The organism is Streptomyces sp. NBC_00090, assembly GCF_045160815.1.
Lineage (GTDB): Bacteria > Actinomycetota > Actinomycetes > Streptomycetales > Streptomycetaceae > Streptomyces.
Genome location: NZ_CP108224.1, coordinates 6,035,836 through 6,062,260, shown reverse-complemented (window position 1 = coordinate 6,062,260; position 26,425 = coordinate 6,035,836). Strand labels below are relative to the sequence as shown.

General features: G+C 72.8%; 24 protein-coding genes. 17 read left to right on the top strand and 7 right to left on the bottom strand.

The window, feature by feature from the left end; all coding sequences use genetic code 11:
* The first annotated feature begins 106 nt into the window (after positions 1–106).
* The 7 genes from mce to OG361_RS27325 all read left to right on the top strand — a co-directional run bounded on the left by mce (position 107) and on the right by OG361_RS27325 (position 10,257).
* On the top strand, positions 107–559 hold the full coding sequence (mce, locus tag OG361_RS27355) for a methylmalonyl-CoA epimerase (RefSeq protein WP_384568200.1): 453 nt from the start codon (positions 107–109) through the stop codon (positions 557–559).
* Between the two features lie 186 nt (positions 560–745).
* Complete coding sequence (scy, locus tag OG361_RS27350; protein WP_405857664.1) at positions 746–5,203, top strand: polarized growth protein Scy; 4,458 nt, start codon at positions 746–748, stop codon at positions 5,201–5,203.
* A gap of 114 nt (positions 5,204–5,317) precedes the next feature.
* Positions 5,318–6,253 (top strand): cellulose-binding protein, encoded by a 936-nt coding sequence (locus OG361_RS27345; RefSeq protein WP_405857662.1) that lies wholly within the window; start codon positions 5,318–5,320, stop codon positions 6,251–6,253.
* A 99-nt stretch (positions 6,254–6,352) separates the two neighbouring features.
* Positions 6,353–7,321, top strand: a complete 969-nt coding sequence (locus tag OG361_RS27340; RefSeq protein ID WP_405857660.1) for an ABC transporter ATP-binding protein — start codon at positions 6,353–6,355, stop codon at positions 7,319–7,321.
* A 3-nt stretch (positions 7,322–7,324) separates the two neighbouring features.
* Entirely contained in the window at positions 7,325–8,104 is a 780-nt protein-coding gene (locus OG361_RS27335; protein ID WP_405857658.1) for an ABC transporter permease, read from the top strand.
* A 156-nt stretch (positions 8,105–8,260) separates the two neighbouring features.
* Positions 8,261–9,427, top strand: coding sequence for an ABC transporter ATP-binding protein (locus tag OG361_RS27330; RefSeq protein ID WP_405857656.1), 1,167 nt, complete (start codon positions 8,261–8,263; stop codon positions 9,425–9,427).
* A complete protein-coding gene (locus tag OG361_RS27325) occupies positions 9,424–10,257 on the top strand; it encodes an ABC transporter permease (protein WP_405857654.1) in 834 nt (277 codons plus the stop codon). Before OG361_RS27330 ends, OG361_RS27325 begins: the two co-directional genes overlap by 4 nt.
* 18 nt (positions 10,258–10,275) lie before the next feature.
* Here the strand turns inward: OG361_RS27325 and OG361_RS27320 are convergent, their stop codons facing one another.
* Entirely contained in the window at positions 10,276–10,605 is a 330-nt protein-coding gene (locus OG361_RS27320; protein ID WP_405857652.1) for an ATP/GTP-binding protein, read from the bottom strand.
* A 198-nt stretch (positions 10,606–10,803) separates the two neighbouring features.
* On the opposite strand from OG361_RS27320, the gene OG361_RS27315 reads away from it, so the two are divergent.
* Positions 10,804–11,838, top strand: coding sequence for an LLM class flavin-dependent oxidoreductase (locus OG361_RS27315; protein WP_405857650.1), 1,035 nt, complete (start codon positions 10,804–10,806; stop codon positions 11,836–11,838).
* 185 nt (positions 11,839–12,023) lie between these two features.
* Here the strand turns inward: OG361_RS27315 and OG361_RS27310 are convergent, their stop codons facing one another.
* On the bottom strand, positions 12,024–12,416 hold the full coding sequence (locus tag OG361_RS27310) for an SCO5389 family protein (RefSeq protein WP_015036224.1): 393 nt from the start codon (positions 12,414–12,416) through the stop codon (positions 12,024–12,026).
* A 227-nt stretch (positions 12,417–12,643) separates the two neighbouring features.
* On the opposite strand from OG361_RS27310, the gene nucS reads away from it, so the two are divergent.
* Positions 12,644–13,315: an endonuclease NucS gene (gene nucS / locus OG361_RS27305; RefSeq protein WP_405857648.1), complete on the top strand. Its 672-nt coding sequence runs from the start codon at positions 12,644–12,646 to the stop codon at positions 13,313–13,315.
* 90 nt (positions 13,316–13,405) lie between these two features.
* Here the strand turns inward: nucS and OG361_RS27300 are convergent, their stop codons facing one another.
* From OG361_RS27300 to OG361_RS27290, 3 genes are all read right to left on the bottom strand, one after another.
* Complete coding sequence (locus OG361_RS27300; protein WP_405857646.1) at positions 13,406–16,111, bottom strand: ATP-binding protein; 2,706 nt, start codon at positions 16,109–16,111, stop codon at positions 13,406–13,408.
* A 312-nt stretch (positions 16,112–16,423) separates the two neighbouring features.
* Positions 16,424–16,747 carry an STAS domain-containing protein gene (locus OG361_RS27295; RefSeq protein WP_384568170.1) on the bottom strand — a complete coding sequence of 108 codons (324 nt, stop codon included), beginning with the start codon at positions 16,745–16,747 and terminating at the stop codon, positions 16,424–16,426.
* Between the two features lie 127 nt (positions 16,748–16,874).
* Positions 16,875–17,723 carry a 3-hydroxyacyl-CoA dehydrogenase family protein gene (locus OG361_RS27290; protein WP_405857644.1) on the bottom strand — a complete coding sequence of 283 codons (849 nt, stop codon included), beginning with the start codon at positions 17,721–17,723 and terminating at the stop codon, positions 16,875–16,877.
* 222 nt (positions 17,724–17,945) lie between these two features.
* Here OG361_RS27290 and OG361_RS27285 point away from each other — a divergent pair, with 222 nt between their 5' ends.
* From OG361_RS27285 to OG361_RS27275, 3 genes are read left to right on the top strand one after another with little or no spacing between them, the layout of a single operon-like run.
* The gene (locus OG361_RS27285; protein WP_405857642.1) at positions 17,946–18,851 is read left to right on the top strand and encodes an EamA family transporter; all 906 of its coding nucleotides are present in this window, start codon (positions 17,946–17,948) and stop codon (positions 18,849–18,851) included.
* The gene (locus OG361_RS27280) at positions 18,851–19,615 is read left to right on the top strand and encodes a hypothetical protein (RefSeq protein WP_405857640.1); all 765 of its coding nucleotides are present in this window, start codon (positions 18,851–18,853) and stop codon (positions 19,613–19,615) included. The genes OG361_RS27285 and OG361_RS27280 overlap by 1 nt, the downstream gene beginning before the upstream one ends.
* Positions 19,616–19,661: 46 nt before the next feature.
* Positions 19,662–20,813, top strand: coding sequence for a cysteine desulfurase family protein (locus OG361_RS27275; protein WP_405857638.1), 1,152 nt, complete (start codon positions 19,662–19,664; stop codon positions 20,811–20,813).
* An 82-nt stretch (positions 20,814–20,895) separates the two neighbouring features.
* Here the strand turns inward: OG361_RS27275 and OG361_RS27270 are convergent, their stop codons facing one another.
* Positions 20,896–21,534, bottom strand: coding sequence for a TetR/AcrR family transcriptional regulator (locus OG361_RS27270; protein ID WP_405857636.1), 639 nt, complete (start codon positions 21,532–21,534; stop codon positions 20,896–20,898).
* A gap of 88 nt (positions 21,535–21,622) precedes the next feature.
* Between OG361_RS27270 and OG361_RS27265 the strand changes: the two genes are divergently transcribed.
* The 3 genes from OG361_RS27265 to OG361_RS27255 all read left to right on the top strand — a co-directional run bounded on the left by OG361_RS27265 (position 21,623) and on the right by OG361_RS27255 (position 23,798).
* Positions 21,623–22,396 (top strand): ABC transporter ATP-binding protein, encoded by a 774-nt coding sequence (locus OG361_RS27265; RefSeq protein WP_405857634.1) that lies wholly within the window; start codon positions 21,623–21,625, stop codon positions 22,394–22,396.
* 66 nt (positions 22,397–22,462) lie between these two features.
* A complete protein-coding gene (locus tag OG361_RS27260) occupies positions 22,463–23,212 on the top strand; it encodes an ABC transporter permease (RefSeq protein WP_405857632.1) in 750 nt (249 codons plus the stop codon).
* A 13-nt stretch (positions 23,213–23,225) separates the two neighbouring features.
* Positions 23,226–23,798, top strand: coding sequence for a cob(I)yrinic acid a,c-diamide adenosyltransferase (locus OG361_RS27255; protein ID WP_405857630.1), 573 nt, complete (start codon positions 23,226–23,228; stop codon positions 23,796–23,798).
* Here OG361_RS27255 and OG361_RS27250 read toward each other — a convergent pair.
* Positions 23,715–24,338: a hypothetical protein gene (locus OG361_RS27250; RefSeq protein ID WP_405857628.1), complete on the bottom strand. Its 624-nt coding sequence runs from the start codon at positions 24,336–24,338 to the stop codon at positions 23,715–23,717. The two genes, OG361_RS27255 and OG361_RS27250, sit on opposite strands and share 84 nt — an antisense overlap.
* Positions 24,339–24,489: 151 nt before the next feature.
* On the opposite strand from OG361_RS27250, the gene OG361_RS27245 reads away from it, so the two are divergent.
* Both OG361_RS27245 and OG361_RS27240 read left to right on the top strand, forming a co-directional pair.
* Positions 24,490–25,686 (top strand): sensor histidine kinase, encoded by a 1,197-nt coding sequence (locus OG361_RS27245; RefSeq protein WP_405857626.1) that lies wholly within the window; start codon positions 24,490–24,492, stop codon positions 25,684–25,686.
* Positions 25,687–25,744: 58 nt separating this feature from the next.
* Positions 25,745–26,398 carry a response regulator gene (locus tag OG361_RS27240; RefSeq protein WP_405857624.1) on the top strand — a complete coding sequence of 218 codons (654 nt, stop codon included), beginning with the start codon at positions 25,745–25,747 and terminating at the stop codon, positions 26,396–26,398.
* The last annotated feature ends 27 nt before the right edge of the window (positions 26,399–26,425 follow it).

Below are 26,425 nucleotides of genomic sequence, written 5' to 3'. Positions count from 1 at the left end.
GAGGGTTTACCGCCAATGTACTGAGGGGCGCGGCTCACGGTCACCGGGCAGCCGGTGTGATCGCGCGCACGTTGCGTAACCGCCTTTCTGGCGCTGCACTAGGGGCATGCTGACGCGAATCGACCACATCGGGATCGCCTGTTTCGACCTCGACAAGACTGTCGAGTTCTACCGTGCGACGTACGGATTCGAGGTGTTCCACACCGAGGTCAACGACGAGCAGGGTGTCCGCGAGGCCATGCTCAAGATCAACGAGACCTCGGACGGCGGGGCCTCCTACCTCCAGCTCCTGGAGCCGACCCGGGAGGACTCGGCGGTGGGCAAGTGGCTCGCCAAGAACGGCGAGGGCGTGCACCACATCGCCTTCGGTACGGCGGACGTCGACGGTGATGCCGAGGCGATCCGCGGGAAGGGTGTCCGCGTCCTCTACGACGAGCCGCGGATCGGCTCGATGGGCTCCCGGATCACCTTCCTCCACCCCAAGGACTGCCACGGCGTGCTCACGGAACTGGTCACCTCGGCGAAGCCGTCCGCTGACCACTCCTCAGCGGAGCACTGACCTCCGGATTCCTGGCCCGGTAGAGTGGGCGGCTCCGGGCCGGGGCCGGTCGGGGCTGCCCCGCGTGGCACCGAAGTCGGGATGTCGGGGTCGTCCGATCTGTCACGATTCCCCGGGGGTCCGTCCTCGTCCGTGAGGCCGGTGCTCGTTGGAGTGTTGCGACCAGGGGACGGATGGGACCGCGCAGTGCGGGGCTACGAACGCCAGGAGAGCCACCGAGCTGAAGACGACCATCTCGCCCGGTTCGAAGCCGAGATGGACCGGCTGAAGACCGAGCGGGAGAAGGCCGTCCAGCACGCCGAGGACCTCGGTTACCAGGTCGAGGTCTTGCGCGCCAAGCTCCACGAGGCGCGCCGCACCATCGCGTCCCGGCCCGCTTACGACAGCGCGGACATCGGATACCAGGCCGAGCAGCTGCTGCGCAACGCGCAGGCGCAGGCGGAGCAGCTCCGCCAGGACGCCGAGCGGGAGCTGCGCGAGGCGCGCGCCCAGACGCAGCGCATCCTCCAGGAGCACGCCGAGCACCAGGCCCGGCTCCAGGCGGAGCTGCACAACGAGGCGGTCCAGCGCCGCCAGCAGCTCGACCAGGAGCTCAACGAGCGCCGGCAGACCGTCGAGGCGCACGTCAACGAGAACGTCGCCTGGGCCGAGCAGCTGCGCGCCCGTACGGAGTCGCAGGCCCGCCGCCTGATGGAGGAGTCCCGCGCGGAGGCCGAGCAGTCGCTCGCCACCGCCCGCGCCGAGGCCACCCGGCTCGCCGAGGAGACCAGCCGCCGCGTCGGCAGCGAGGCGGAGGCCGCCCGCGCCGAGGCCGAGGCGATCCTGCTGCGCGCCCGCAAGGACGCCGAGCGGCTCCTGGGCGCCGCCTCCAGCCAGGCGCAGGAGGCCACGAGCCACGCCGAGCAGCTCCGCTCGACGACCACCGCCGAGACGGACCAGGCCCGCCGCCAGGCCACCGAGCTCTCCCGCGCCGCAGAGCAGCGCATGCAGGAGGCCGAGGAGAAGCTCCGCCAGGCCCGCGCCGAGGCCGAGAAGGCCCTCTCGGAGGCCAAGGACGCCGCCGCCAAGCAGCTCGCCTCCGCCGAGTCCGTCAACGAACAGCGCACGCGTACGGCCAAGACGGAGATCGCCCGGCTCGTCGGCGAGGCCACCAAGGACGCCGAGGCCCTCAAGGCGGAGGCCGAGGAGAAGCTCCGCGAGGCGACCGCCGAGGCCGAGAAGCTGGTCACGGAGGCCTCCGAGAAGGCCCGTACGGCGGTGGCGGAGGATTCCGCCGCCGCGCTCGCCAAGGCCGCGCGCAACGCCGAGGAGATCCTCACCAAGGCGTCCGACGACGCCCGGGAGACCACCCGCAAGGCCTCCGAGGAGGCCGAGCGGATCCGCCGCGAGGCCGAGGCCGAGATGGACCGGCTGCGGACCCGGGCCGAGGAGCAGGCCGACGAACTGCTCGGCTCGGCGAAGGACGACACCAAGGAGTACCGCGCCAAGACGGTCGAGCTCCAGGAGGAGGCCCGCCGGCTGCGCGGCGAGGCCGAGCAGCTGCGCGCCGAGGCCATCGCGGAGGGCGAGCGGATCCGCGGCGAGGCCCGGCGCGAGGCCCTCCAGCAGATCGAGGAGGCGGCCAGGACCGCCGAGGAGCTGCTGACCAAGGCCCGTACGGACGCCGACGAGCTGCGCACCAAGGCCGGCGCCGAGGGCGAGCGGGTCAAGTCGGAGGCCGTGGAGCGCGCCCAGACGCTCCGCGCCCAGGCCGAGGAGACCCTGGAGCGGACCCGCGCCGAGGCCGAGCGGCTGCGCGCCGAGGCCGAGGAGCAGGCGGATTCGGTCAAGGAGGCCGCCGAGGCGGCCGCGGCCGGGCTGCGCGCGGACGCCGAGCGGGCCGCGGAGGCCCGCCGCGCCGAGGCCGCCGAGGAGCTGACCCGGCTGCACACCGAGGCCGAGGCCAAGGTGGCGGCCGCGGGCGAGGAGCTCACCGACGCCCGGGCCGAGAGCGAGTTGATGCGGCGCGAGGCGGCCGAGGAGACGGAGCGGCTGCGGACCGAGGCCGCCGAGCGCATCCGTACGCTCCAGGAGCAGGCCGAGCAGGAGGCCGAGCGGCTGCGGGCCGAGGCCTCGTCGGACGCGTACACCACGCGCACCGAGGCCGAGACCGCGTCGGTACGGCTCCGCACGGAGGCCGCCGAGGAGGCCGAGCGCCTGAGGTCGGAGGCGCAGGAGACCGCCGACCGGGTGCGGGCGGAGGCCGCGGCCGCCGCCGAGCGGGTGGCCGCCGAGGCCGCCGAGGCGCTGGCCGCCGCGCAGGAGGAGGCCGTCCGGCGCCGCCGGGAGGCCGAGGAGACGCTGGAGTCGGCCCGTTCCGAGGCCGGCCGGGAGCGCGAGCACGCCCGCGAGCAGTCCGAGGAGCTGCTCGCCGCCGCCCGCAAGCGGGTCGAGGAGGCGCAGGCCGAGGCGCAGCGCCTGGTCGAGGAGGCGGACGCGCGGGCGACCGAGATGGTCACCGCCGCCGAGCAGACCGCCCAGGAGGTGCGGGACTCGGTGGCCGGGCTGCGCGAGCAGGCCGACGAGGAGATCGCCGGACTGCGCAGCGCCGCCGAGCACGCGGCCGAGCGGACGCGTTCCGAGGCGCAGGAGGAGGCGGACCGGGTCCGCGGCGACGCGTACGAGGAGCGGGAGCGGGCGTCCGAGGACGCCTCCCGCACCCGGGCGCGCGCCCAGGAGGAGTCGGAGGCCGCGAAGGCGCTGGCCGAGCGGACGGTCACGGACGCGATCTCCGAGGCGGAGAAGCTGCGTGCCGACACCGCCGACTACGCGCAGCGGGTACGGACCGAGGTGACGGACTCGCTCGCCTCGGCCGAACAGGACGCGGCCCGTACCCGGGCGGACGCCCGGGACGACGCGAACCGGATCCGTTCGGAGGCCGCCGAGCGTGCCGAGACGGTGGTCGGCGAGGCGCGTACGGAGGCGGAGCGGATCGGCGCCGAGGCCGAGCAGGTCCTCGACGAGGCCCGCAGGGCCGCCGACAAGCGCCGCTCCGACGCGGCCGAGCAGGCCGACACCCTGGTGGGCGAGGCGACGAGCGAGGCCGAGCGGCTCACGGCGGAGGCGAACGCGGAGGCCGAGCGGGTCACCTCGGAGGCGACCGCGGAGGCCGAGCGGCTCACGACGGAGGCCGCCGAGCTCCTGGAGAGCACCGAGCGGGACGCCCACCGGCTCCGTACCGAGGCCGAGCAGGTCAAGGCCGACGGGGAGGCGCACGCGGAGGCGCTGCGGAACGCCGCGCTGGCCGACGGCGAGCAGGTCCTCGACGAGGCCCGCAGGGCCGCCGACAAGCGCCGCTCCGACGCCGCCGAACAGGCTGACGCGCTCATCGCCGAGGCGACGAGCGAGGCCGAGCGGCTCACCGCCGAGGCGGTCGAGCTCATGGAGACGACGGAGCAGGACGCCCTGCGGCTCCGTACCGAGGCCGAGCAGGTCAAGATCGACGGCGAGGCGCACGCCCAGGCCCTGCGGAACGCCGCGCTGGCCGACGGCGAGCAGGTCCTCGACGAGGCCCGCAGGGCCGCCGACAAGCGCCGCTCCGACGCCGCCGAACAGGCCGACGCGCTCATCGCCGAGGCGACGAGCGAGGCCGAGCGGCTCACCCGCGAGGCCGGCGAGCTGTCCGACGCGGTCACCGCGGACGCGCGCGCCGAGGCGGAGGCGACGGTCGGCGCCGCGCAGCAGGACGCCGAGCGGATCCGCGCGGAGTCGGAGCGGCTGAGGGCGGACGCCGAGGCGGCGGCCGAGCAGATGCGCTCTGAGGCGCGCGAGGAGGCTGACCGGACGCTCGACGAGGCCCGTGAGGCCGGGGCGCGGAAGCGTTCGGACGCGGCCGAGCAGGCGGACCAGCTCATCGCGAAGGCCCAGGAGGAGGCGCTGCGCGCCGCCACCGAGGCCGAGACGCAGGCGGACACCATGGTCGGCGCGGCCCGCAAGGAGGCCGAGCGGATCGTCGCCGAGGCGACCGTCGAGGGCAACTCGCTGGTGGAGAAGGCCCGTACGGACGCCGACGAACTGCTCGTCGGGGCGCGCAGCGACGCGACGGCCATAAGGGACAGGTCCGAGGAGCTGCGGGGCCGCGTCGAGGGCGAGATCGAGGAGCTGCACGAGCGGGCGCGGCGCGAGACGGCCGAGCAGATGAAGACGGCCGGCGAGCGCGTCGACAAGCTGGTGAAGGCCGCCACGGAGCAGCGGACCGAGGCGGACGAGAAGGCGAAGGAGCTGGTCTCCGAGGCGAGTTCGGAGGCGAGCAAGGTCCGGATCGCCGCGGTGCGGAAGGCGGAGGCGCTGCTCAAGGAGGCCGAGCAGAAGAAGGCCTCGCTCGTCGCGGAGGCCGAGGGCATCAAGGCGGAGGCCGAGCGGATCCGGGCCGAGGCCGAGGCCGAGGCCGAGAAGACCGTCGCGGAGGGCAAGCGGGAGCTCGAGGTGGTCGTGCGCAGGCGCGAGGACATCAATGCCGAGATCTCCCGTGTCCAGGACGTACTGGAGGCGTTGGAGTCCTTCGAGACGCCGTCGGCGGGGACGAAGTCCGCCGGGGCGGTGAGCGCCAAGGCCGGTGCCTCGATGGGCGTCACCCGTTCGAGTGGCAAGTCCCTGGACGGCTAGCCACTCAAAAGGCTGGACATTCTCCAGATCAAACGGGCATACGCTCGATGACACGCCGCTTCGGCCCCTAGGATTCCCTCTAACACCTCACCGGTCTCATTCGACAGGAACCCCATGAGCGACACTTCCTCCCCCTTCGGCTTCGAGCTAGTGCGGCGTGGTTACGACCGCGGTCAGGTGGACGACCGCATTACCAAGCTCGTCGCCGACCGTGACAGTGCCCTCTCCCGGATCACCTCTCTGGAGAAGCGCATCGAGGAGCTCCACCTCGAGACGCAGAACGCCCAGGCACAGGTCTCCGACGCCGAGCCGTCGTACGCGGGCCTCGGCGCCCGGGTCGAGAAGATCCTCCGGCTCGCCGAGGAGGAGGCGAAGGACCTGCGTGAGGAGGCCCGTCGCGCCGCCGAGCAGCACCGCGAGCTGGCCGAGTCGGCCGCCCAGCAGGTGCGCAACGACGCGGAGTCCTTCGCGGCCGAGCGGAAGTCGAAGGCCGAGGACGAGGGCGTCCGGATCGTCGAGAAGGCGCAGGGCGAGGCCAACTCGCTGCGGGGCGAGGCGCAGAAGGACGCGCAGTCGAAGCGTGAGGAGGCGGACGCCCTCTTCGAGGAGACCCGCGCCAAGGCCGCCCAGGCCGCCGCGGACTTCGAGACCAACCTGGCGAAGCGCCGCGAGCAGTCCGAGCGCGACCTGGCCTCGCGCCAGGCGAAGGCCGAGAAGCGCCTCGCGGAGATCGAGCACCGCGCCGAGCAGCTCCGCCTGGAGGCCGAGAAGCTGCGTACGGACGCGGAGCGCCGGGCCCGTCAGACGGTGGAGACCGCGCAGCGCCAGGCCGAGGACATCGTGGCCGACGCGAACGCGAAGGCCGACCGGATCCGCAGCGAATCGGAGCGCGAGCTCGCGGCGCTGACGAACCGCCGGGACTCGATCAACGCCCAGCTGACCAACGTCCGCGAGATGCTGGCGACCCTGACGGGTGCCGCCGTCGCGGCGGCCGGCTCCCCGATCGACGACGAGCGCTCGGCCGGTGTCCCGGCCCAGCAGTCCCGCTGACACGTCGGCTCGGCAACGAGTCCGCGAGTTCGCGGCACCACGAGAAACCCCCTGTCATTCCGGTGGCGGGGGGTTTTGCGCGCCCTTAGCTTGGTACGCATGATCGAGCTTGAGGGCCTGACCAAGCGCTACGGGACGAAGACAGCGGTCGACCATCTCTCCTTCCAGGTCCGGCCGGGCGTCGTCACCGGCTTCCTCGGGCCGAACGGGGCGGGCAAGTCGACGACGATGCGGATGATGCTCGATCTGGACAATCCGACCAGCGGGACGGTCCGGATCGACGGCAAGCACTACCGGGACCTGGCCGAGCCGCTGAAGTACATCGGCGCGCTGCTCGACGCCAAGGCGATGCACGGCGGCCGGTCCGCGTACAACAACCTGCTCTGCCTCGCGCAGTCCAACCGGATCCCGCAGGCCCGGGTGGGCGAGGTGCTCGACCTGGTGGGCCTGACGCAGGTCGCGAAGCAGAAGTCGAAGGGCTTCTCCCTCGGCATGGGCCAGCGGCTCGGTATCGCCTCCGCGCTGCTCGGCGATCCCGAGATCCTGATGTTCGACGAACCCGTCAATGGTCTGGACCCCGAGGGAATTCACTGGATCCGCAATCTGATGAAGGCCCTCGCCGCCGAGGGCCGGACGATCTTCGTCTCCAGCCATCTGATGAGTGAAATGGCGCTGACGGCCGATCATCTGATCGTGATCGGGCAGGGAAAGCTGCTGGCCGACACCTCGATGGCGGATTTCATCCAGCAGAATTCGCGGAGTTATGTGCGGCTGCGTTCGCCGCAACAGGAACGCCTGCGGGACGTGCTGCACGCCAACGGATTTGTCGCGGTCGAGTCGGGCAACGGCACTCTCGAGGTGGACGGGGCGACCACCGAGAAGCTGGGCGAGCTGGCGGCCGAGAACCAGCTGGTCCTGCACGAGCTGAGCTCCCAGCGCGCCTCGCTCGAAGAGGCCTTCATGCAGATGACGGCCGGTGCGGTGGAGTACCACGCGCACGGCACCGACGTACACGGCGCCGCGTCGGCGCCCCGCCCCCAGTGGGGCTCGACCTCCGAGGGAGCCTGAACGATGGCAGCGGCATCCGCGGTCCTCCAGTCCGAGTGGACCAAGATCCGGACGGTGTCGTCGACCGTCTGGACGCTGGCGAGCGCCCTCCTCGTCACGGTGGCGATGAGCGGGGCGCTGTGCGCGCTCATGAAGTCGGAGTTCGAAAACCTCTCCGAGGTGGAGCAGGCGACCTTCGACCCGACCTTCCTCAGCTTCTCCGGGATGATCCTCGGTCAGTTGGCCATGGTGGTCTTCGGTGTCCTGGTGGTGGGGACCGAGTACTCCTCCGGCATGATCCGCACCTCGCTGGCCGCCGTACCGCAGCGCGCGACCTTCATCTTCTCGAAGATCGCGGTGGCGGGCGCCCTTGCCCTGCTCGTGGGCCTGGCGACCAGCTTCCTCTCCTTCTTCCTCGGCCAGGCCCTGCTCGGCGAGCACCGCACCACCCTCGGCGCGGACAACGTGCTGCGCGCGGTGGTCGGCGGCGGGCTCTACATGGGCCTGATCGCGATCTTCTCCATGGGTGTGGCGGCGATGCTGCGCTCCTCGATGCTGTCGCTCGGCATCCTCGTGCCGTTCTTCTTCCTGATCTCGCAGATCCTCTCCGCGGTCCCGAAGGCCAAGGAGGTCGCCCGCTACTTCCCCGACCAGGCCGGTTCCAAGATCATGCAGGTGGTGCCGGACGCGATGGGTTCGGAGAAGGCCCCGTACGGGCCGTGGGGCGGGCTCGGGATCATGCTGATCTGGGTGGTGGCGGCGCTCCTCGGCGGCTACCTGGTGCTCAAGAAGCGGGATGCCTGACCCCGTAGGGGAGGACCAGGGAATCCCCCGGACGTTCTCTTCCGCTTCGCCGGAACCGTCAACGGCTGGATAAGCTCCTCATTCATACGGGGGGCTCCGGCCTTCGGCCACCACGCCCCGACATGGATGCGACCTACCTGTCGATGGGGCTGGAGAATGATCGAGGCAGTCGGCCTGACGAAGCGCTACGGCGCCAAGACGGCCGTGTACAACCTTTCCTTCCAGGTGAGGCCCGGTGTGGTCACCGGCTTCCTGGGCCCCAACGGGTCCGGGAAGTCGACGACGATGCGCATGATCCTCGGGCTCGACCAGCCCAGCGCGGGTCATGTGACGATCGGCGGCCACCCCTTCCGGCAGCTGCCGAACGCGCCCCGGCAGGTCGGCGCGCTCCTCGACGCCAAGGCGGTGCACGGCGGGCGGAGCGCGCGCAGCCATCTGCTGTCGCTCGCGCAGCTGGCCGGCATCCCGGCGCAGCGGGTCGACGAGGTCCTCGGCGTCGTCGGCCTCCAGGACGTGGCCAAGCGGCGCTCGAAGGGCTTCTCGCTCGGTATGGGCCAGCGGCTCGGCATCGCGGCGGCGCTCCTCGGCGACCCTCAGGTCCTGCTCTTCGACGAGCCGGTCAACGGCCTCGACCCGGAGGGCATCCTCTGGGTCCGGAACCTGATGAAGAAGCTGGCCGCCGAGGGCCGGACCGTCTTCGTCTCCAGCCACCTCATGAGCGAGATGGCGCTGACGGCGGACCATCTGATCGTGATCGGCCGGGGGCAGCTGCTCGCGGACATGAGCGTCACGGACTTCATCTCGGCGAACTCCGCGGACTTCGCCCGGGTGCGGACCCCGCAGACCGAGCCGGCGCAGCGGGAGAAGCTGACGGCGGTGCTCACCGAGGCCGGCGGCCAGGTGCTCTCCGAGCCGGACGGCGCGCTGCGCGTGACGGGCCTGCCCCTGCCGCGGATCAGCGACCTGGCGCACGGCGCGGACGTACGGATCTGGGAGCTCTCCCCGCACCAGGCCTCGCTGGAGGAGGCGTACATGCGGCTGACGCAGGGCGCGGTGGACTACCGCTCCACCGACGACCGGCTCGCCCACCTCCAGGCGCCGCAGCAGCCCGGGCAGCCGGGGTACGGGATGCCGCCGCAGCCGGTGGCCCCCGAGGTCCCGCAGCAGGGCTGGTACGCCCCGCCGCCGCCCGGGCAGAACCCGTACGCGGCGGGCCCGCAGGCGCCCGCGCCGGGCTCGTACGCCCCGCCGCCGCCGGCCGCCCCGGCCCCCTCCCCGTCGAGCACCCCGCAGCCGAGCGACACCCCCAAGGACGCCCGATGACCGCCCCCGCCCACCACCACGCTCCGGCGCCGCACTCCTACGTCTCCCCCATCCCGGTCCGCAGGGCGCACCTCGGTGACGCCCTCGCCTCCGAGTGGACGAAGATCCGCTCGGTGCGGTCGACGATGTGGACGCTCGGCGTCATGATCCTGCTGATGCTCGCCGTCGGCCTGGGTGTGGCCGCGATCGCCGCGACCTCCGAGGCGCCGATGGGCGAGGAGTCCGCGCTCGGCTTCGGCTTCTTCGGGATGCTGCCCGCCTCGATCTGCGTGATCACGCTCGGCGTCCTGACGATCGCCTCCGAGTACGGCACGGGCATGATCCGGACGACCCTGACGGCCTGCCCCAGCCGGTCCCGGGTGCTGACGGCGAAGGCGCTCGTCTTCTTCCTGCTGGTCTTCACGGTCACCACCGTCTTCGCGACGCTGGTGGCGGTCGTCCAGGTGGCGATGGTCGACGCGGCGGAGCCGACGACCGTCGAGTGGCTGCGGGCGACGGTCGGGGCGGGCGCCTACCTGGCCATGCTCGGCCTGATGTCGCTGGCGCTGGGCACGCTCATCCGGCACTCGGCCGGCGCGATCACGGTGATGATCGGCCTGCTGCTGCTCCCGCTGGTGGCGGCCCTGTTCATGTTCTCGGAGGCGCTCCGGTCGGTGCAGGAGTGGCTCTTCACCTACTCGATCCCCTCGCAGATGATCGCGCTGTACAGCGACGCCGCGCCGTTCGGCGAGGGGGGCCCGGTGGGCTGGGAGCCGCTGCTGATCATGACGGGGGTCGCGGCCGTGGCCCTGGGCGGCGCCTACGCCCTGCTGAACAGCCGGGACGTGTAGGGGCTTTCGACACAGGCCCTAGTACTTCGGCGCGTTACGGGACCGCTGCACCCTGCTGGTGCGGCGGTCCTTCGCGCTCCAGCACGCCTTGTGCCAGTGGCGCCGGTCGTCGACTCCTCCGTACTCGGGCCAGGCGACGACATGCGGGGCTCCGCCCGGGATCTCCTGGTCGCAGCCGGGGCAGCGGTAGCGCTTGCCGGGCGAGCTCGCTCCGGCGACGAGGCGGACGTACCACTCCTCGCCCTGCCAGGTCTCGCTGCGCTGCGCACCGCCGTACCGGTCGCCGTGGTCGCCCGGCTGCTGTTCGGGCTTCTCGCCGCCTCGGGCACGGTTGTGGCGCGGGGACACGGGCACACCTCACGGGGTCTGGGAATACGGACCGTTCTGTCCAGCCTAAGGGCCGCGTCGTGGTGCCCCTGGCCCTGTCCGCGGCGGCTTAGCCGAAAATCGCAAGAACTTCATGAACGGCCGTTGCCTTTGGCACGTGTCAGACGTTGTTGCCGATGCGAGGGGTGATACGCGTCGGCCGCAAGGAGGCAGAAGGCGATGCGCGTGGGTACGTTCGTTCTGGCCGCCCAGTTCCCGGGACAGGGACAGGGCGAGGCACTGCACCGGGCGGTGCGGACCGCCGAGGTCGCCGAGGAGGCGGGGCTCGACTCCGTCTGGCTCGCCGAGCACCACTTCGTGCCGTACGGGGTCTGCCCCTCGGCCGTGACGCTCGCCGCGCTGCTCCTCGGGCGCACCCGGCGGCTGAGGGTGGGCACGGCGGTGAGTGTGCTGCCGACCGTCCACCCGGTCGCCCTGGGCGAGCAGGCGGCCCTGCTGCACCTCACCTCGGGCGGCAGATTCACCCTCGGGGTGGGCCGGGGCGGTCCCTGGGTCGACCTGGAGGTGTTCGGCGCGGGTCTCGCGGCGTACGAGGGAGGCTTCCCCGAATCGCTCGACCTGCTGCTGCGGTGGCTCGGCGAGCCCCGTGTCGGGGCCCAGGGGGAACGATTCGCTTTCCGTGAGGTCGCGGTCGTGCCCCGCCCCGACGAGCTGATCGGCGGCGACCCGGGCCCCGAGGTGGTGGTCGCCTGTACCTCGCCGAAGAGCGTGCGGCTGGCCGCTGAGCGCGGGCTTCCGATGCTGCTGGGGATGCACTGCGGCGACGAGGACAAGGCCGAGATGGTCGCGGCCTGGGCGCGCTGCGCGCGGGAGGCCGGGCGGGACCCGGACGAGATCGCGCGGATCGGGGCCGGGCACGTCTCGGCGGGGGTGGCCCAGCTCGCCGACCGGGGGGCGGACGCGGCCGAGGCGCTGGTGAAGGCGATGCCGGGCTGGCTGAAGCAGGGCCTCGACGCGCACGTGACGGTCGACGGCCGGCACCGGGTGATGCGGGACCCCGTGGCGTACACGGAGCTGCTGTGCCGGCTGCACCCGGTGGGCACTCCCCGGCTCGCGGCCGACCGGCTCGCGGCGACGGCGGAGCGCACGGGCATCACGCGCTTCGCCCTGCTCGCGGAGGGCTCGGGCGACCTCGCGGCGACCGAGGAGAACGTCCGGCGGCTCGGCTCCGAGGTCCTGCCGCTGCTGAGCTGAGCAGCGCCGAAACGACGCCCCGAGGGGCGAAGCCCTGAGGGAGGAAACCCGGGGCGGAAGCCCTAGCGGAGAAGGCCCCGGCAAAAGAGGCGGGCTGCCGCTCCGGCATCTCCTCGCGCCCGACGCGTGTCGGCACGCATCGGACGCGCTCCCGCGATGCGGAGCGGCAGAACGATGGCTCAATCTCAGCAGTCGCGCAGTTCCGGCGACTGGTTGAGAAGCTGCCCCCGTACGGACGTGAAGCGGGCGAGCCGCTCGTCCACCGACGGGTCCAGCGGGAACACCGCCACGCGGTGGCAGTTCTGGAAGGCGAGACGCACCCCGAAGTGCCGCTGCAGGGCGCCACGAATGGCATCGCTCGCGAGCGCGCGCAGCAGCTGACCACGTGCCTGCTCATTCGGCGGCGGCGTCTGGTTGTCGGCGAACTCTCCGCCGTCGACCTTCAGCTGAGCCACCAGAGAACTGATCATCTCCCATGCGTAGGGCAGGGAGGTCCGGACGCAGTCGACGAAGTCGGCTTCGTCGACCTCGCCTCGCTCGGCCTGTTCCAACAGTGCCGGTGAGACGTCGAGCGACATGGGTTCTCCTCTCGCGACCCCGCGGACGGGGTCTTGCGGGCAGGGGCGAAGGCCGTCCGTACGCCACGCAGCGTGCACGGACGACGACCTCCTGCTTCCACGGTAAGCGCGCAGACCTGGCCGCACCAGAAGATTGGGAACACAACCGGCTGATAACCGACGGGTGTTCGGCTCGGGATGATGCCCGAATCGCGCGGAAGAGCGCCCGTCTTGTAGCGTTGGCGACCATGCGTCTCGTCATTGCCCGTTGCTCCGTGGACTACGCGGGTCGGCTCACGGCCCACCTGCCCTCCGCGCCCCGTCTGATCCTGATCAAGGCCGACGGGAGCGTCTCGATCCACGCGGACGACCGGGCGTACAAACCGCTCAACTGGATGTCCCCGCCGTGCACCCTGAAGGAGGGTGTCGACGGTGAGGCGGGCATCTGGACCGTGATCAACAAAGCGGGCGAGAAACTGATCATCACGATGGAGGAAATCCTCCACGACTCCTCGCACGAGCTCGGTGTGGACCCCGGCCTCATCAAGGACGGCGTGGAGGCCCACCTCCAGGAGCTGCTCGCCGACCGCATCGAGACCCTCGGCGAGGGGTACACCCTGATCCGCCGCGAGTACCCGACGGCGATCGGCCCGGTGGACATCCTGTGCCGCGACGCGGACGGCGGGACGGTCGCGGTGGAGATCAAGCGGCGCGGCGAGATCGACGGCGTCGAGCAGCTGACCCGCTACCTGGAGCTGCTCAACCGCGACCCGCACCTCGCGCCGGTGAAGGGCGTCTTCGCGGCGCAGGAGATCAAGCCGCAGGCGAAGGTGCTCGCGACGGACCGCGGGATCGGCTGCGTGGTCCTCGACTACAACGCGCTGCGCGGTATCGAGGACGACAAGCTGCGGCTCTTCTAGGACGGTACGGACCGGCGCGGGCCGGTACGGCGGGGACGGCCCCGGGTGCGGTGAGCGCGCCCGGGGCCGTCCCCGTCTCCGTACGCGGGATCAGGCGGTGGTCGTCTCCGAGGCGCTGGGGCCGTCGGAGGTGGACGGGCCGCCGAGGGTCGCCGAGGCGGAGATGCTCGGAGAGTTCTCCTCGGTCGCCGAAGCAGTGGTCGTCGGCGGCGGGGTCGTCGGCGGGGTCGTGGTCGGCGCCGGGGTCGTCGTCGGAGGCACCGGGGGCGTGGTCGTCGGAGTCGGGCGCGTGGTCGTCGGACGCGGCCCGCCGGGGGTGGTCGACGTGCTCGTCGGGGCCTTGGTCGGGGTGGGGGCGGTGGTGCCCGTCGGGCTGTCCGTGGGCGAGGGGGAGCCCGAGGTGCTGGGGGTGCCCGTGGCGCCGGGGCTCGTCGACGAGGTCGACGGCGAGGCGCTGTCGGTGCCGGAGGGATTCGGAGAACCGGAGTGCGTCGGCTCGCCCGTGTCGCCCGGGTCGGCCGGGTCGCTCGGGTCACCCGTTCCGCCGGTCTCCCCCGCCTCGCCCTCGGTCGGCGGCTCGTCGCCGTCGAGGCCGTCGTCGGTGCCGCCGTCGGTCGCCGTGCCGTCGGAGGTGACGCGGTTGGTGGCCGGGTCCTCGCCGTTGCCGGAGGTCGCGCCGAGGGTGACGACCGTGCCGAGGACGGCCACCAGGAGCGCGCCCGCGCCGACCGCGACGAGGTTGCGGCGGGCGCCGCTGAGGATGCCCCCCTTGATGCCCGGGCGGCCGCCGCCCCGGACGGTGTCGGGGCGGGTGATGAGCGTCGGGCCCTCGTCGGCGAAGTCGGGGAACGCGGGGATCGCCGAGGCGGCGGTCTTCGCCGGGCCCGCCACGGGACCGCCGGGCAGCGGCGCGGTGAGCGCCTCCGGGCCGGGGCCCGGGAGTGCCGGGCGGTCGGGGGTGCGCCGGAGGGCGGGGGTCCCGCGCGGCGGGGAGACGGGCTCCTCGACGCGGAGCCCGACGGGGGTGGTGTGTTCCCCGGAGAGGTCGGCGACGAGCGCGAGCGCCCGGCGGCCGGCGACGGTGCCGCGCTTGTCGGCGAGCACCCCGCGCATGCCGATGGAGGCCTCCAGCTCGGCGCGGGCCCGCTCCAGGTTCCCGGCGCAGATCGCGAGGACGCCGAGCTCGTGGTGGAAGTACGCCTCCTCGGCGACGTCCCCGGTCAGCCGGGCGGCCTCCTGCCCGGTGCGCAGGGCCCGCTCCCAGGCGCCCCAGTGCAGTCCGGCGGCGAAGGCGGGCGCGGCGGCGCGGGCGAGGAGGACGGCGGTGGCCCGGCGCTCTCCATCGGTGTCGGCTCCGGTGCCGGTCGTGGGGACGAGTGCTGCGAGGGCGGCGAGCAGGGCGTCGGACTCGGCGGCGGCGCGCTCGGGGGTGACGGAGGGGTGGCCGGCCCACCAGGCGTAGTGCTGGGCGGCGCTGTGGACGCGGTCGCCGGCCTCGCGCTCGTACCCGTGGGCGAGGAGCTGGGTGAGGACTCCGGCGGCGAGCCGGTAGCGGGCGCCGACCGGGGAGAGCAGGCCGCAGGCCATGAGCTCGCCGAGGGCGGCGTCGGCGTGGGTGTCGCCGACGAGCGCCGGCAGGTGGGCCTGGTGCGGGAGCTCTCCGCCGAGGGCGACGGCGAAGCGGAGGGCGGTCTGGGCGGAGCGGCTCAGGCGGGAGGCGAGGAGGGCGGCGGGTGCGGCGCCCTCACCGAGGCTGGGCAGGGGTATCTCGCGCAGTTCGACGTCGGGGTCGTCGACCCCGTCGAAGGCCGCGGCGGCGACGGCGGCGGCCGCCGCGGGGTCGGTCGGCCCGAAGGCCTCTTCGAGGGCGCCGAAGGCGTCGAACTCGGCCGGGGTGACGCGCAGTCGGTCGCGCTGGCGCAGCAGCGCCCCGGCCTGGACGAAGCGCAGCGGCAGGCCCTCGGACTCGAACCAGAGGTCGCCGGCCCAGTTGGCCTCCTCGTCGGTGAGGGTGCGGCCGACGGCGCTCTCCAGGAGCTTGAGGGCGGCGCCGCGGCCGAGGCCGGTGAGGGCGACCTCCTCCACGTGGGCGTCGGCCGAGGGCGCGGGCGCGTCGGGGCCCGCGGCGAGGAGGAAGGCGCACTCGGGGGCCGCGGTGAGGAGCTCGTCGAGGGCGGCGCCGCCGAACTCCAGGTCGTCGACGACGACGACGGCGCCGATGTCACGGAGCCGGTCGAGGAGAGTGGTCCGGTCGGGCCGGTGGTTCGGGGCGTACCGGACGGCGGAGAAGAGCTCGTGGAGGAGTTCGGTGGGGGTGCGGTGGTGGCCGGAGAGGCGGACGACGCCGTCGGGGGCGAGCTCCGCGCAGTCGGCGGCGACCGCGTCGAGGAGGGCGGTGCGGCCGGATCCCGCGGGGCCGGTCAGGCGCGCGGAGCGGCCGCGGGCGAGGGTCACGGCGAGCTGCTCGCGCTGCTCCTGGCGTTCGAGCAGGGGCAGCGTGGGGGCGGGGGGACCGGCCGGTACGGACGGGGCGGCGGCGCGGGCGGCCTCGGCGCGCTCCTCGGGGGTGCGGCGGCGGGGGGCCGCGGGCTCCTGGCCCGGCGGGCAGGGTTCGATCTCGCTGCCGTCGACGGGGTTGACGGTGAGGAGCAGCTCGCCGGAGACGAGCCGGACGACGCGGGCGCGGGCCGGGGACGCGGGGGAGCGCTCGGGCAGCGCGGAGCCGAGTGCGGGGCGGGCGTCCTCGCCCTCGGTGCCGTGACCGTACTCCTCTGACCCAGGGTTGATCGGGTCCATGGTGCAAGCCCCCAAGAAGCGGTGTCAGGTGCCCGCCGGGTGGGTCCGTCAATGTGCAGGCGACCGAACCCTAGACCGTGGTCAGGCGCTCGGGAACAGGCGGGGTGCCCCGGAGACCAAGACGTCACGGTCTTGTGAGGATTGAGCGTGACGCCTGGTTCACACAGTGGCTTCACAGAGCCGTGTCCCGCCTGTCACTTCCGCCCGCCGTCTCACACCCGGAGGCCATCTGCCGCCTCACACCCGGGGTCCGCCGGCCGCCTCACACCCGGGGTCCGCCCGCCGCCTCACACTCGAGGTCCGCCCGCCGCCTCACACCCGGGGCAGGGACTCCGCCGCGAGGCCGCCCTCGATGGCGAGGATGCGGTGCAGTTTGGTGGCCACGAGCAGCCGCTGCATCTGGGGCGGCACCCCGCGCAGGACGAGTCGCCGGCCGCAGCGGCCCGCTCTCCGGTGGGCGCCCATGATCACGCCGAGCCCGGTCGCGTCCCAGGAGTCGAGGCCGGTCAGGTCGAGCACCAGATCGCCGACTCCGTCGTCGACGGCCGAGTGCAGGACCGTACGGGCGTCCGCCGCGCTGCGAACGTCGAGGCGGCCCCCGACGACCAGCTCGACGTGGTCGCCCCTGATGTGCATATGCGCTCCCCGAGAGTGCTCCGTCTTCGCAACAACTGACTGCCGCACTGGCAGAAGCGTTGCGCCTTGTCAGCGAACCGGTACCGAAATTCACCCCACGGAGTGAGGGCAGGGTGGTGGGTCAGCCTCAGTACTTGTAGTAGCCCTGCCCGCTCTTGCGGCCGATGTCACCCGCGTCCACCATCCGGCGCATCAGCTCCGGGGGCGCGAACTTCTCGTCCTGGGACTCGGTGTAGATGTTGTTGGCCGCGTTCACCAGGATGTCGATGCCGGTGAGGTCGGCGGTGGCGAGCGGGCCCATGGCGTGACCGAAGCCGAGCTTGCAGGCGATGTCGATGTCCTCGGCGGTGGCGACGCCCGACTCCTGGAGCTTGGCGGCCTCGACGACGAGGGCGGCGATGAGGCGGGTGGTGACGAAGCCGGCCACGTCACGGTTGACGACGATGCAGGTCTTGCCGACGGACTCGGCGAACTCCCGGGTGGTGGCGAGGGTGGCGTCGCTCGTCTTGTAGCCGCGGACGAGCTCGCAGAGCTGCATCATCGGGACCGGCGAGAAGAAGTGGGCGCCGACGACGGCCTCGGGGCGCTCGGTGACCGCGGCGATCTTGGTGATCGGGATCGCGGAGGTGTTGGAGGCGAGGACGGCGCCGTCCTTGGCGACCTTGTCGAGCGAGCGGAAGATCTCGTGCTTGACGTCGAGGTTCTCGAAGACGGCCTCGACGACGATGTCGGCGTCAGCGACGGCCTCGAGCTCGGTGGTGGCGGTGATCCGGCCGAGGGCGGCCTCGGCGTCGGCCGCGTCCATCCGGCCCTTCGCGACGAACCGGTCGTACGACGCCTTGATGCCGTCGGTGCCGCGGGTCAGGGCGGCGTCGGTGACGTCACGCAGGACGACGTCCCAGCCCGCCTGTGCCGAGACCTGCGCGATGCCGGATCCCATGAGTCCGGCCCCGATGACGGCGAGCTTCCTGGCCACGATGTTCCACCCCTCCACGCCTGTTCACTTCTGACTCTCCGGCGGAGATTAGCGGTCGCGGGGCGCCATGTGACCGCTAAGTAATGCGCGTCACGCCCTCTTTGACGGACGTCACACTCACGACACCCCTTCCGCACCCCCTTCCCGTCGCGTCATACCCCTGGGGGGTATAGAGTCTCGGGCATCCGTCCGACGGCCGAGACCGGGAGAGGAGGAGCCGTCATGCGTCCGTACGCCCTGGGGGCCGCACCCGCCCCCCTTCTGCTCCTGACCGGAATGGTCAGCCTGCAGTTCGGCTCCGCGTTCGCGAAGCGGCTCTTCGAGGAGACCGGCCCGGCCGGCGCGACCCTGCTGCGCCTGATCATCGCCGCCGCCCTCCTCTGCCTGCTGTCCCGGCCCTCGCCACGGCTCCTGCGCACCCACTGGCGCCTGCTCCTCCCCTACGGGGCCGTCTTCACCGTGATGCAGTTCGCCTTCTACGAGGCGACCTCCCGGCTGCCCCTCGGCGTCGTGGTCACGCTGGAGTTCAGCGGCCCCCTGCTGCTCGCCGCGCTCACCTCGCGCCGCGCGCTCGACCGGCTCTGGGTGGCGGTCGCGGCCGTCGGCCTGCTCGTCCTCGGCGGAACGCGCGGCATGGACGATCCGGTCGGCCTCGCGGCGAGCCTGCTCACCGGAGCGGCGCTGACCGGCTACATCCTGCTCGGCGCCCGGGTGGGCCGCGCGGTCCCCGGCGGCTCCGGGCTGGCGCTCGGTCTGGCCGTGGCCGCCGTCCTCGCGCTGCCCACCGCTCCCGCGCTCGGCCTGCCCTCCCCCGCCGTCCTGCTGGAGCCGGGGGTGCTCGGGGCGGCGCTGGCGGTGGCGGTGCTGACGACCGTCATCCCCTTCTCGCTGGAGTTCGCCGCGCTGCGGCGGCTGCCGCCCCGGGTCTTCGCCGTGCTGTCCACGGTGGAGCCGGTCATCGCGGCCCTGGTGGGCCTCGCCCTCCTCGGCGAACGCCTCTCCCCCGCCCAATGGGCCGCCGTCCTCTGCGTGGTCGCCGCGGCCGTCGGCACGGCCCGCCGGCCGCCCGCCCCCGAGCTCCCCGCACCGGCCGATCGCTCCCCTCACCGGAAGAACGGAGTGCACTGATGAACGTCCTCGCCACCTCCAAGAAGCCCACCGTCCCGCCACGGGTCGCACCCCTCCTGGAGACCGTCAGCACCTCGGCCCGTTCGGCGGTCCTCGTCGCCGGCGGCTACTTCGAATCGACCGCCGGCATCGGGGAGTTCTCACTCACCTCCTTCGCCCTGGCCCTGGAGACCGGCGCCGCCGCCCGCCACCTGCACCGGGGCAACAAGGTGGTGTACGACGTCATCGTCAACGACCTCGGCGTGTCCTGTTCCGACGAGGTCTGCACGCTGCCGGCCGCAGGCCCCGCGCCGACCGACCTCACCCCGCTCACCGCCGCGGCGGCCGGGGCCGGGGCCTCCTTCACCGTCACCCGCGAACGGACCCTGCGCAATCGCTCCGCGCGCGCCATGAAGCGGCGGCTGCGCGAACCGGCGGAGCACCCGCTGTTCTCCCGGGACGGGGACGAGATCCTCTTCCGCTCACGCCAGTACGAGAAGGTGCTCGCCGGGGTCGTCAAGGGCGACCACGTCGTACCGCGCTGTCCGCTGATCGTCGCCGAGTACTTCGCGCGCTACTTCGACCGGCTGCGGGCCGCCTTCCCCGACTGCGCCCACCGCCATGTCGTCGACATCAGCTCACTCGCCGACCGGGACAAGGTGACCAAGGGCGCCGAGATCTACCTCCGTACGCAGGCGGGCCCCGACGAGGAGATCGTGCTGGTCTTCGCCGACGCGGCCTGCGCGGATCCGATCGCCCTGCCCTACACCGCACACGACTTCTGACCGACCGCCACCACCCGGAGCCAGGAAGAGGACAGGGAGCACAGGCATGGCAACGATCTATCTCGACCACCAGGCGACCACCCCGACGGACCCGGCGGTGGTCGACGCGATGACCTTCGCCGCCACCCACTGCTACGCCAATCCGTCCAGCCCGCACGCGGCCGGCATCCGCGCCTTCCGCGAGGTCGAGCGGGCGCGCGGAGCCGTCGCCCGGCTCATCGGGGCGGCGCGCAGCGAGATCTACTTCACCTCGGGTGCGACGGAGGGCAACAACCTCGCGATCAAGGGTGTCGTGACACCCGGTGAGCGGCGCCATGTGGTGACCACGGCGGTGGAGCACAAGTCCGTCCTCGACAGCTGCCGTTCCCTGCGGGCCTCGGGGCACGAGGTGACCGTGCTGCCGGTCGACGGCGAGGGCAGGGTCTCCGCGCGCCAGGTGGCGGCGGCGCTCCGGCCGGACACCGCTCTGGTCTCGGTGATGCTGGCGAACAACGAGATCTCCACCATCCAGCCGGTGGCGGAGATCGGTGCGGTCACCCGGGCCGCGGGAGTGCCGCTGCACTGCGACGCGACCCAGGGCGTGGGTTCGCTGCCCGTCGACGTCCGGGCCCTCGGGGTCGATCTGCTCACCTTCTCCGGGCACAAGATCTACGGCCCGAAGGGCGTGGGCGTGCTGTACGTCTCCAACGGCCTGTCCGACCGCGCACCGCTGGCGCCCCTCCTGCACGGCGGCGGCCAGGAGCGCGGACTGCGCGCGGGCACGGTCAACACGGCCGCGGTCATCGGTCTGGGCGCGGCCGTCGGCGTACTCGCGGCGGGCCGGGAGGAGGAGGCGGCCCGACTGGCCGGGCTGCGGGAGCGGTTCCTCTCCACGCTCGCGGAGCTGGTCCCGTACGAGCTGAACAGCGGCACGGGCCCGGGGTTCCTGCCGCACGCGGTGAACCTGTCCTTCGAGGGCACGGACGCCCAGCGGCTGCTCCTGGAGGTCACGGACATCGCGGTGTCGACGGGTTCGGCCTGCAACAGCTCGGCGCAGGAGCCCTCGCACGTCCTCGCGGCGGCCGGTCTGACGCCGGAGCGGATCCGGGGCAGCATCCGGGTGGGCTTCGGCCGCTTCACCACGGAGGAGGACGCGGTACGCGCGGCCCGCGCGCTCGCGGCCGGGGTGTCGCACCGCCCGACGGTCCGGGCGGCCTGAGGCCCGGGGGCGGCCTGAGGCCCGGGGGCGGCCTGAGGCCCGGGGGGGCTGCCCCTCGGCCCTCAGGCGGCCCCCCGGGCCCTCACCCCTCGCGCACGGCGTACGTCAGGACCTTCTCGCTCAGCAGCTCCTCGATCTCGTCGAGGAGCACGAGGGCCTCGCGGGAGACGGTCGTCGCCCTGCGTCCGGCGGTCATCTCCCGGGTGATGTACGCGACGACGGTGTTCTCGATCCAGGCGAGCTGACCGCCGACGAGCAGCGGCAGCGGGTCGTCGGCGGCCGCCCCGGTCTCCTCGCGCAGGGTGGCGACGACGGCGTCGTGGACCTGCTGCTGGAGGTGGAAGAGCCGGGCCTTGAGGGTGGGGGCGTGCTCGATGACGTTCATGAAGGCGTCGAAGCCGTCCATGAGTCCGTACGCGGGCGAGACGGCGCCGATGGACTGGCGCAGTTCGCGGAGGACCGCCCCGGCGGCGGACTCGCCCCGGTCGCGGCCGCGGATCATCCGGGCGAGGCGCTGGGTGACGCCGTCCATCCGGTCGAGGAAGAGGTCCTCCTTGGCCGGGAAGTAGTTGTACACGGTGTTGACGGAGACGTCCGCCGCCTCGGCGACGTCCGCGACGGTCACGGTCACGAAGCCGTGCTCCAGGAAGAGCCCGGTCGCGATGTCGGAGATCCGCTGCTTCGTCTCGCGCTTCTTGCGTTCCCTGAGTCCCTCGGCCATGCCGCCATCCTAGGCTCCCTGAAATTTCGGAGCCTCTGAAAACTTGGTAGGATTGCAAAATTTCAGTGACTCTGTTTTTGTGGTCGCCATGCCCATCATCAGCACGGCCGGGCTCGCCCGGACCTTCCCCGCCAGGAACGGCCCCGTGGAGGCCGTCCGCGGAATCGACCTGACCGTCCGGCCCGGCGAGATCCTCGGACTCCTCGGCCCCAACGGCGCCGGCAAGACGACCACCCTCCGGATGCTCACGACGCTGCTCCCGCCCACCGGCGGCGCCGCCACCGTCGCCGGCCACGACCTCGTCGGCGACCCCGCGGCCGTACGCCGCCGCATCGGGTACGTCGCCCAGTCCGGCGGCCTCGACCCCCAGGAGACCGTCCGCTCCGAGCTCGTCCTCCAGGGCAGGCTCTACGGCCTGGGCCGGGCGCGGGCGGCGGCCCGCGCCGAGGAGCTCGCGGCGGAGCTCGGCCTCACCGAACTTCTCGACCGGAGGACCCCGGCGCTCTCCGGCGGCCAGCGCCGCCGCCTCGACCTCGCGATGGGGCTCACCCACCGGCCGGAGATCCTCTTCCTCGACGAGCCGACCACCGGCCTCGACCCCGGCAGCCGCGCCGACCTGTGGGCCCTGGTGCGACGACTGCGCGACGAACACGGCACCACCGTCGTCCTCACCACGCACTACCTGGACGAGGCCGACGCCCTCGCCGACCGGCTCGTGATCGTCGACAGGGGCACGGTCGTCGCCGAGGGCACCCCCGCCGCCCTCAAGGCCGAGCACGGAGTGACCACCCTCCAGGACGCCTTCCTCGCCATCACCGGACGCGACCCGGCCCCCGCCGACACCACCCCCGTAGCCGTCTAGAGGTGTCCTGTCGATCAGGCCGGGCCCGATCGACGCCACCCCCCAGCGCCACCACACGAGGACCCGATGCTTCTCCACGACACCGCGCTGCTCTTCGGGCGCTACGCCCGCCAGACCCTGCGCTCCCCGTTCCAGATCTTCTTCGGCGCCCTGATGCCGCTGCTCTACCTGTTCTTCTTCGGGCCGCTGCTGACCGGCCTCCCACTGGGCCGCGAGGGCGACTCCTGGCAGATCCTCGTCCCGGGCCTGCTGCTCCAGCTCGGCCTCTTCGGCGCCTCGTTCGCCGGCTTCTCGATCATCATGGAGAAGAGCTGGGGCGTGTTCGACCGGATGCGGGTCACCCCCGTGAGCCGGCTGGCGCTGCTGCTCGGCCGGGTCCTGCGGGACGCCGCGCTCTTCGTCTTCCAGGCGGTGCTGCTCGTCCTGGTGGCCCTTCCGATGGGCCTCGGGGCGCCGCTCCCCGGCATCCTGATCGGCTTCGGCTTCGTGGCGCTGCTCTCCGCGGCGCTCGCCTCGCTCTCGTACACGCTGGCCCTGAAGCTGCCGAGCCCCCAGGAGTTCGGCCCCGCGGTCAACACGCTCGCGATGCCGGCGATGCTGCTCTCGGGCCTGATGCTGCCGATGGCCCTCGCCCCCGGCTGGCTGGACGTGCTCTCGCACCTCATGCCGTTCCGCTATCTGGTGGACGCGGTCCGGGAGGCGTACATCGGCCACTACACGACACCGGCCATGCTGTACGGGGTGCTCGTCGCCCTCGGCCTGACGGCGCTCGCCGTGACGGTCGGCACACGGACGTTCCGGAGGGCCGGCGCGTAACTAGGCTGACCCCATGGTCAATCTGACGCGCATCTACACCCGTACCGGCGACCAGGGCACCACCGCCCTCGGCGACATGAGCCGGACCGCCAAGACGGATCTGCGGATCTCGGCCTACGCCGACGCCAACGAGGCGAACGCCGTCATCGGCACGGCCGTCGCCCTTGGGCAGCTGGACGAGGAGGTCGTGAAGGTCCTCGTCCGGGTCCAGAACGACCTGTTCGACGTGGGCGCGGACCTCTGTACGCCGGTGGTGGAGGACCCGAAGTACCCGCCGCTGCGCGTCGAGCAGTCGTACGTCGACAAGCTGGAGGCCGACTGCGACCGCTTCCTGGAGGAGCTGGAGAAGCTGCGCTCCTTCATCCTGCCGGGCGGCACGCCCGGGGCGGCGCTGCTGCACCAGGCGTGCACGGTGGTCCGGCGGGCGGAGCGCTCCACATGGGCGGCCCTGGAGGTGCACGGCGAGACGATGAACGCCCTGACCGCCACGTACCTCAACCGGCTATCGGACCTGCTCTTCATCCTTGCCCGGACCGCGAACAAGGAGGTCGGGGACGTGCTCTGGGTCCCGGGCGGCGACCGCTGAGTCAGCTTGCGGGGCCTTCTTCGGCCAGATCGCGTAGGTGAGCGCGATCAGGCCGTGGATGCCCGCCGCCCGCCAGGCGCCGAAGATCCAGCTCCGCAGCCCGTCGGTGTTCCCGTCGTCTCCGACGTACCAGATCGCCAGGAGCAGCAGGACGGAGGCGACGGACGCGGCGACCACCGAGCCGAGCCAGACCCGGCCCTCGTGGCGGGCGCGCGCCATGCCGTACTGCGGCGGCTTCTGCGGCGGCGGGCCGCCGCCGAGGCGGTGGGCGGCGTGGCCGTCGAGCCACTTCACGGTGCGGTGGCCGTGGCCGACGGTGTAGCCGATGTACACGGCGGCGAGACCGTGCCGCCAGCTCGGTTCGGCCCCGTTCTTGAGGTCGATCACACTGACGACCAGGAGCAGGACCTCCAGGAGCGGTTCGCACAGCAGCAGTGCCATGCCCGCCCTGGGCATCTTCAGGAGGTAGCGAGTGGCGAGGCCGGCGGCCAGCAGGACCCAGAAGCCCACCTCGCAGATCACGATCAGCGCGACGATCACGACGTTCCCCTTTCGGTTCCCCCTCAGCGTCCCGTGGGTCCGGGCGTGATTCCTCGTCGCCGGTGACGAAGTCCGGCTACATCCTTCGACGGAGGGACGGATCGGCCCGGACGAGGAGGTCCCCCCGCACGGGGGCGTGTTGGATGGGTACGTGACGCTCCCCCGCCCGCACCGCATCGACCTGTACATCGCCGCCACCGGGCTGGTCGGCGGCCTGATCCTGTGGTCGTTCGGACTCTTCGTGACCGGCGACCACGTCATCGGGCCGCGCTGGGCGACGCTGATCCCGCTGACCGTGATGGCCGCGATGGAGGCCCTGCGCCGCGCGACTCCCCGGACCGCCCTGATCGTCGGCACCCTGGCGATCGTCGGCGACCAGTTCACCAACGGGAACCTCGCCACGGTCCTGATGTTCACGGACGTGGTCTACGCGGCGGTGGTGTACGGCACGCCCGCCCAGGCCCGGCGCATCCCGTACACCATGGGCCTGATCACCGTCACGGTCACGGTGGTCTTCCTGGTCTGGTGGCAGAACGCGATCGGGCTTCTCGTGGGCGTGATCACCGGCATGATCTCCTTCCTCCCGGCGATCACGGGCGCGATCGTCCGCAACCACCGGGAGGCGGCCGACGCCGCCCGGCTGCGCGCCGAGCAGACCGCGCTGCTCGCCGAGATGGACCGGACCCAGGCGGTGGTGGCCGAGCGCTCCCGGATGGCGCGCGAGCTGCACGACATGGTGGCGAACCACCTGTCGGCGATCGCCATCCACTCCACGGCCGCGCTCTCGCTCGACGAGCCGGCCACCACCCGGCAGGCGCTGACCGTGATCCGGGAGAACAGCGTGGCGGGCCTCGCGGAGATGCGCCGGCTCATCGGGCTGCTGCGGGACAGCAGCGGGGACACGGAGCCGGCCGCCGCGCCCACGCTCGCCGGCCTGGACGCGCTCGTGGCCCAGTCCGCGGCGAACGCGGAGCCGAGCGGACTCGCGGTCGTCCTGGACGACACCCGGGAGCACGCGAGGGGACTGCCGGCGCCGGTGGAGCTGGCCGCGTACCGGATCGTGCAGGAGTCCCTGACGAACGCGCTCAAGCACGCGGCTCCCGGCGAGGTGCGGGTGACCCTGGGCCAGGATCCGGGGGCGCTGTGGGTGCGGGTGACGAGCCCGTACGGGGAGCGGCCCGGGCCGACCGCGCCCGGTTCGGGAGCGGGCCTGGTGGGGATGCGGGAGCGGGTGGCCCTGCTCGGCGGGGTCTTCGAGGCGGCTCCGGTGACGGACGACGAAGGACGGAAGCGGTGGCGGGTACGGGCGGAGCTGCCCGTGGACGCGAGCGACGGGGAGCGGGCATGACGGTGCGGGCGGACACGGCGGGAGCGGGCATGACGGTGCGGGCGGACGGGGAGCGGGCATGACGGTGCGGGTGGTGGTCGCCGAGGACCAGAGCGCGGTGCGGTCCGGGCTCGTCCTGATCCTGGGCAGCGCCCCGGACATCGAGGTGGTCGGGGAGGCGGCGGACGGGGAGCAGGCGGTGGAGCTCGCGCGCGAGTTGCGCCCCGACCTGGTCCTGATGGACGTGCAGATGCCCCGGATGGACGGGGTGACGGCGACCGGGATCGTCGTCTCGGAGGGGCTGGCGGACGTCCTCGTCCTGACCACCTTCGATCTGGACGCGTACGTGTTCGGGGCGCTGCGGGCGGGGGCCGCGGGCTTCCTCCTGAAGAACGCGGACGCGCGGGAGCTGATCGAGGCGGTACGGACGGTGGCGCGCGGCGAGGGGCTGATCGCCCCTGCGGTGACCCGGCGGCTGATCGCGGAGTTCGCCGCGACGGGCCGGCCGGCGCGGACGACGCCGGGGACGGATCCCGCGGTCCTCGACGCCCTGACGCCCCGGGAGCGGGAGGTGCTGTCGGCGCTGGGCGGGGGGCTGTCGAACGCGGAGATCGCGGTACGCCTCGACATGGCGGAGGCGACGGTGAAGACGCACGTCAGCAAGGTGCTGGGGAAGCTGGAGCTGCGCAGTCGGGTCCAAGCGGCGGTCCTGGCGCAGGAGTTGGGCGTCTAGGCGGAGTCGGCAACGTTGGTCTGGACC

Coding starts and splice junctions, on each gene's coding strand:
- mce (WP_384568200.1), top strand. CDS start 107: ATGCTGACGCGAATCGACCACATCGGGATCGCCTGTTTCGACCTCGAC.
- OG361_RS27345 (WP_405857662.1), top strand. CDS start 5,318: ATGAGCGACACTTCCTCCCCCTTCGGCTTCGAGCTAGTGCGGCGTGGT.
- OG361_RS27340 (WP_405857660.1), top strand. CDS start 6,353: ATGATCGAGCTTGAGGGCCTGACCAAGCGCTACGGGACGAAGACAGCG.
- OG361_RS27335 (WP_405857658.1), top strand. CDS start 7,325: ATGGCAGCGGCATCCGCGGTCCTCCAGTCCGAGTGGACCAAGATCCGG.
- OG361_RS27330 (WP_405857656.1), top strand. CDS start 8,261: ATGATCGAGGCAGTCGGCCTGACGAAGCGCTACGGCGCCAAGACGGCC.
- OG361_RS27325 (WP_405857654.1), top strand. CDS start 9,424: ATGACCGCCCCCGCCCACCACCACGCTCCGGCGCCGCACTCCTACGTC.
- OG361_RS27315 (WP_405857650.1), top strand. CDS start 10,804: ATGCGCGTGGGTACGTTCGTTCTGGCCGCCCAGTTCCCGGGACAGGGA.
- OG361_RS27310 (WP_015036224.1), bottom strand. CDS start 12,416: ATGTCGCTCGACGTCTCACCGGCACTGTTGGAACAGGCCGAGCGAGGC.
- nucS (WP_405857648.1), top strand. CDS start 12,644: ATGCGTCTCGTCATTGCCCGTTGCTCCGTGGACTACGCGGGTCGGCTC.
- OG361_RS27300 (WP_405857646.1), bottom strand. CDS start 16,111: ATGGACCCGATCAACCCTGGGTCAGAGGAGTACGGTCACGGCACCGAG.
- OG361_RS27295 (WP_384568170.1), bottom strand. CDS start 16,747: ATGCACATCAGGGGCGACCACGTCGAGCTGGTCGTCGGGGGCCGCCTC.
- OG361_RS27285 (WP_405857642.1), top strand. CDS start 17,946: ATGCGTCCGTACGCCCTGGGGGCCGCACCCGCCCCCCTTCTGCTCCTG.
- OG361_RS27280 (WP_405857640.1), top strand. CDS start 18,851: ATGAACGTCCTCGCCACCTCCAAGAAGCCCACCGTCCCGCCACGGGTC.
- OG361_RS27275 (WP_405857638.1), top strand. CDS start 19,662: ATGGCAACGATCTATCTCGACCACCAGGCGACCACCCCGACGGACCCG.
- OG361_RS27270 (WP_405857636.1), bottom strand. CDS start 21,534: ATGGCCGAGGGACTCAGGGAACGCAAGAAGCGCGAGACGAAGCAGCGG.
- OG361_RS27265 (WP_405857634.1), top strand. CDS start 21,623: ATGCCCATCATCAGCACGGCCGGGCTCGCCCGGACCTTCCCCGCCAGG.
- OG361_RS27260 (WP_405857632.1), top strand. CDS start 22,463: ATGCTTCTCCACGACACCGCGCTGCTCTTCGGGCGCTACGCCCGCCAG.
- OG361_RS27255 (WP_405857630.1), top strand. CDS start 23,226: ATGGTCAATCTGACGCGCATCTACACCCGTACCGGCGACCAGGGCACC.
- OG361_RS27240 (WP_405857624.1), top strand. CDS start 25,745: ATGACGGTGCGGGTGGTGGTCGCCGAGGACCAGAGCGCGGTGCGGTCC.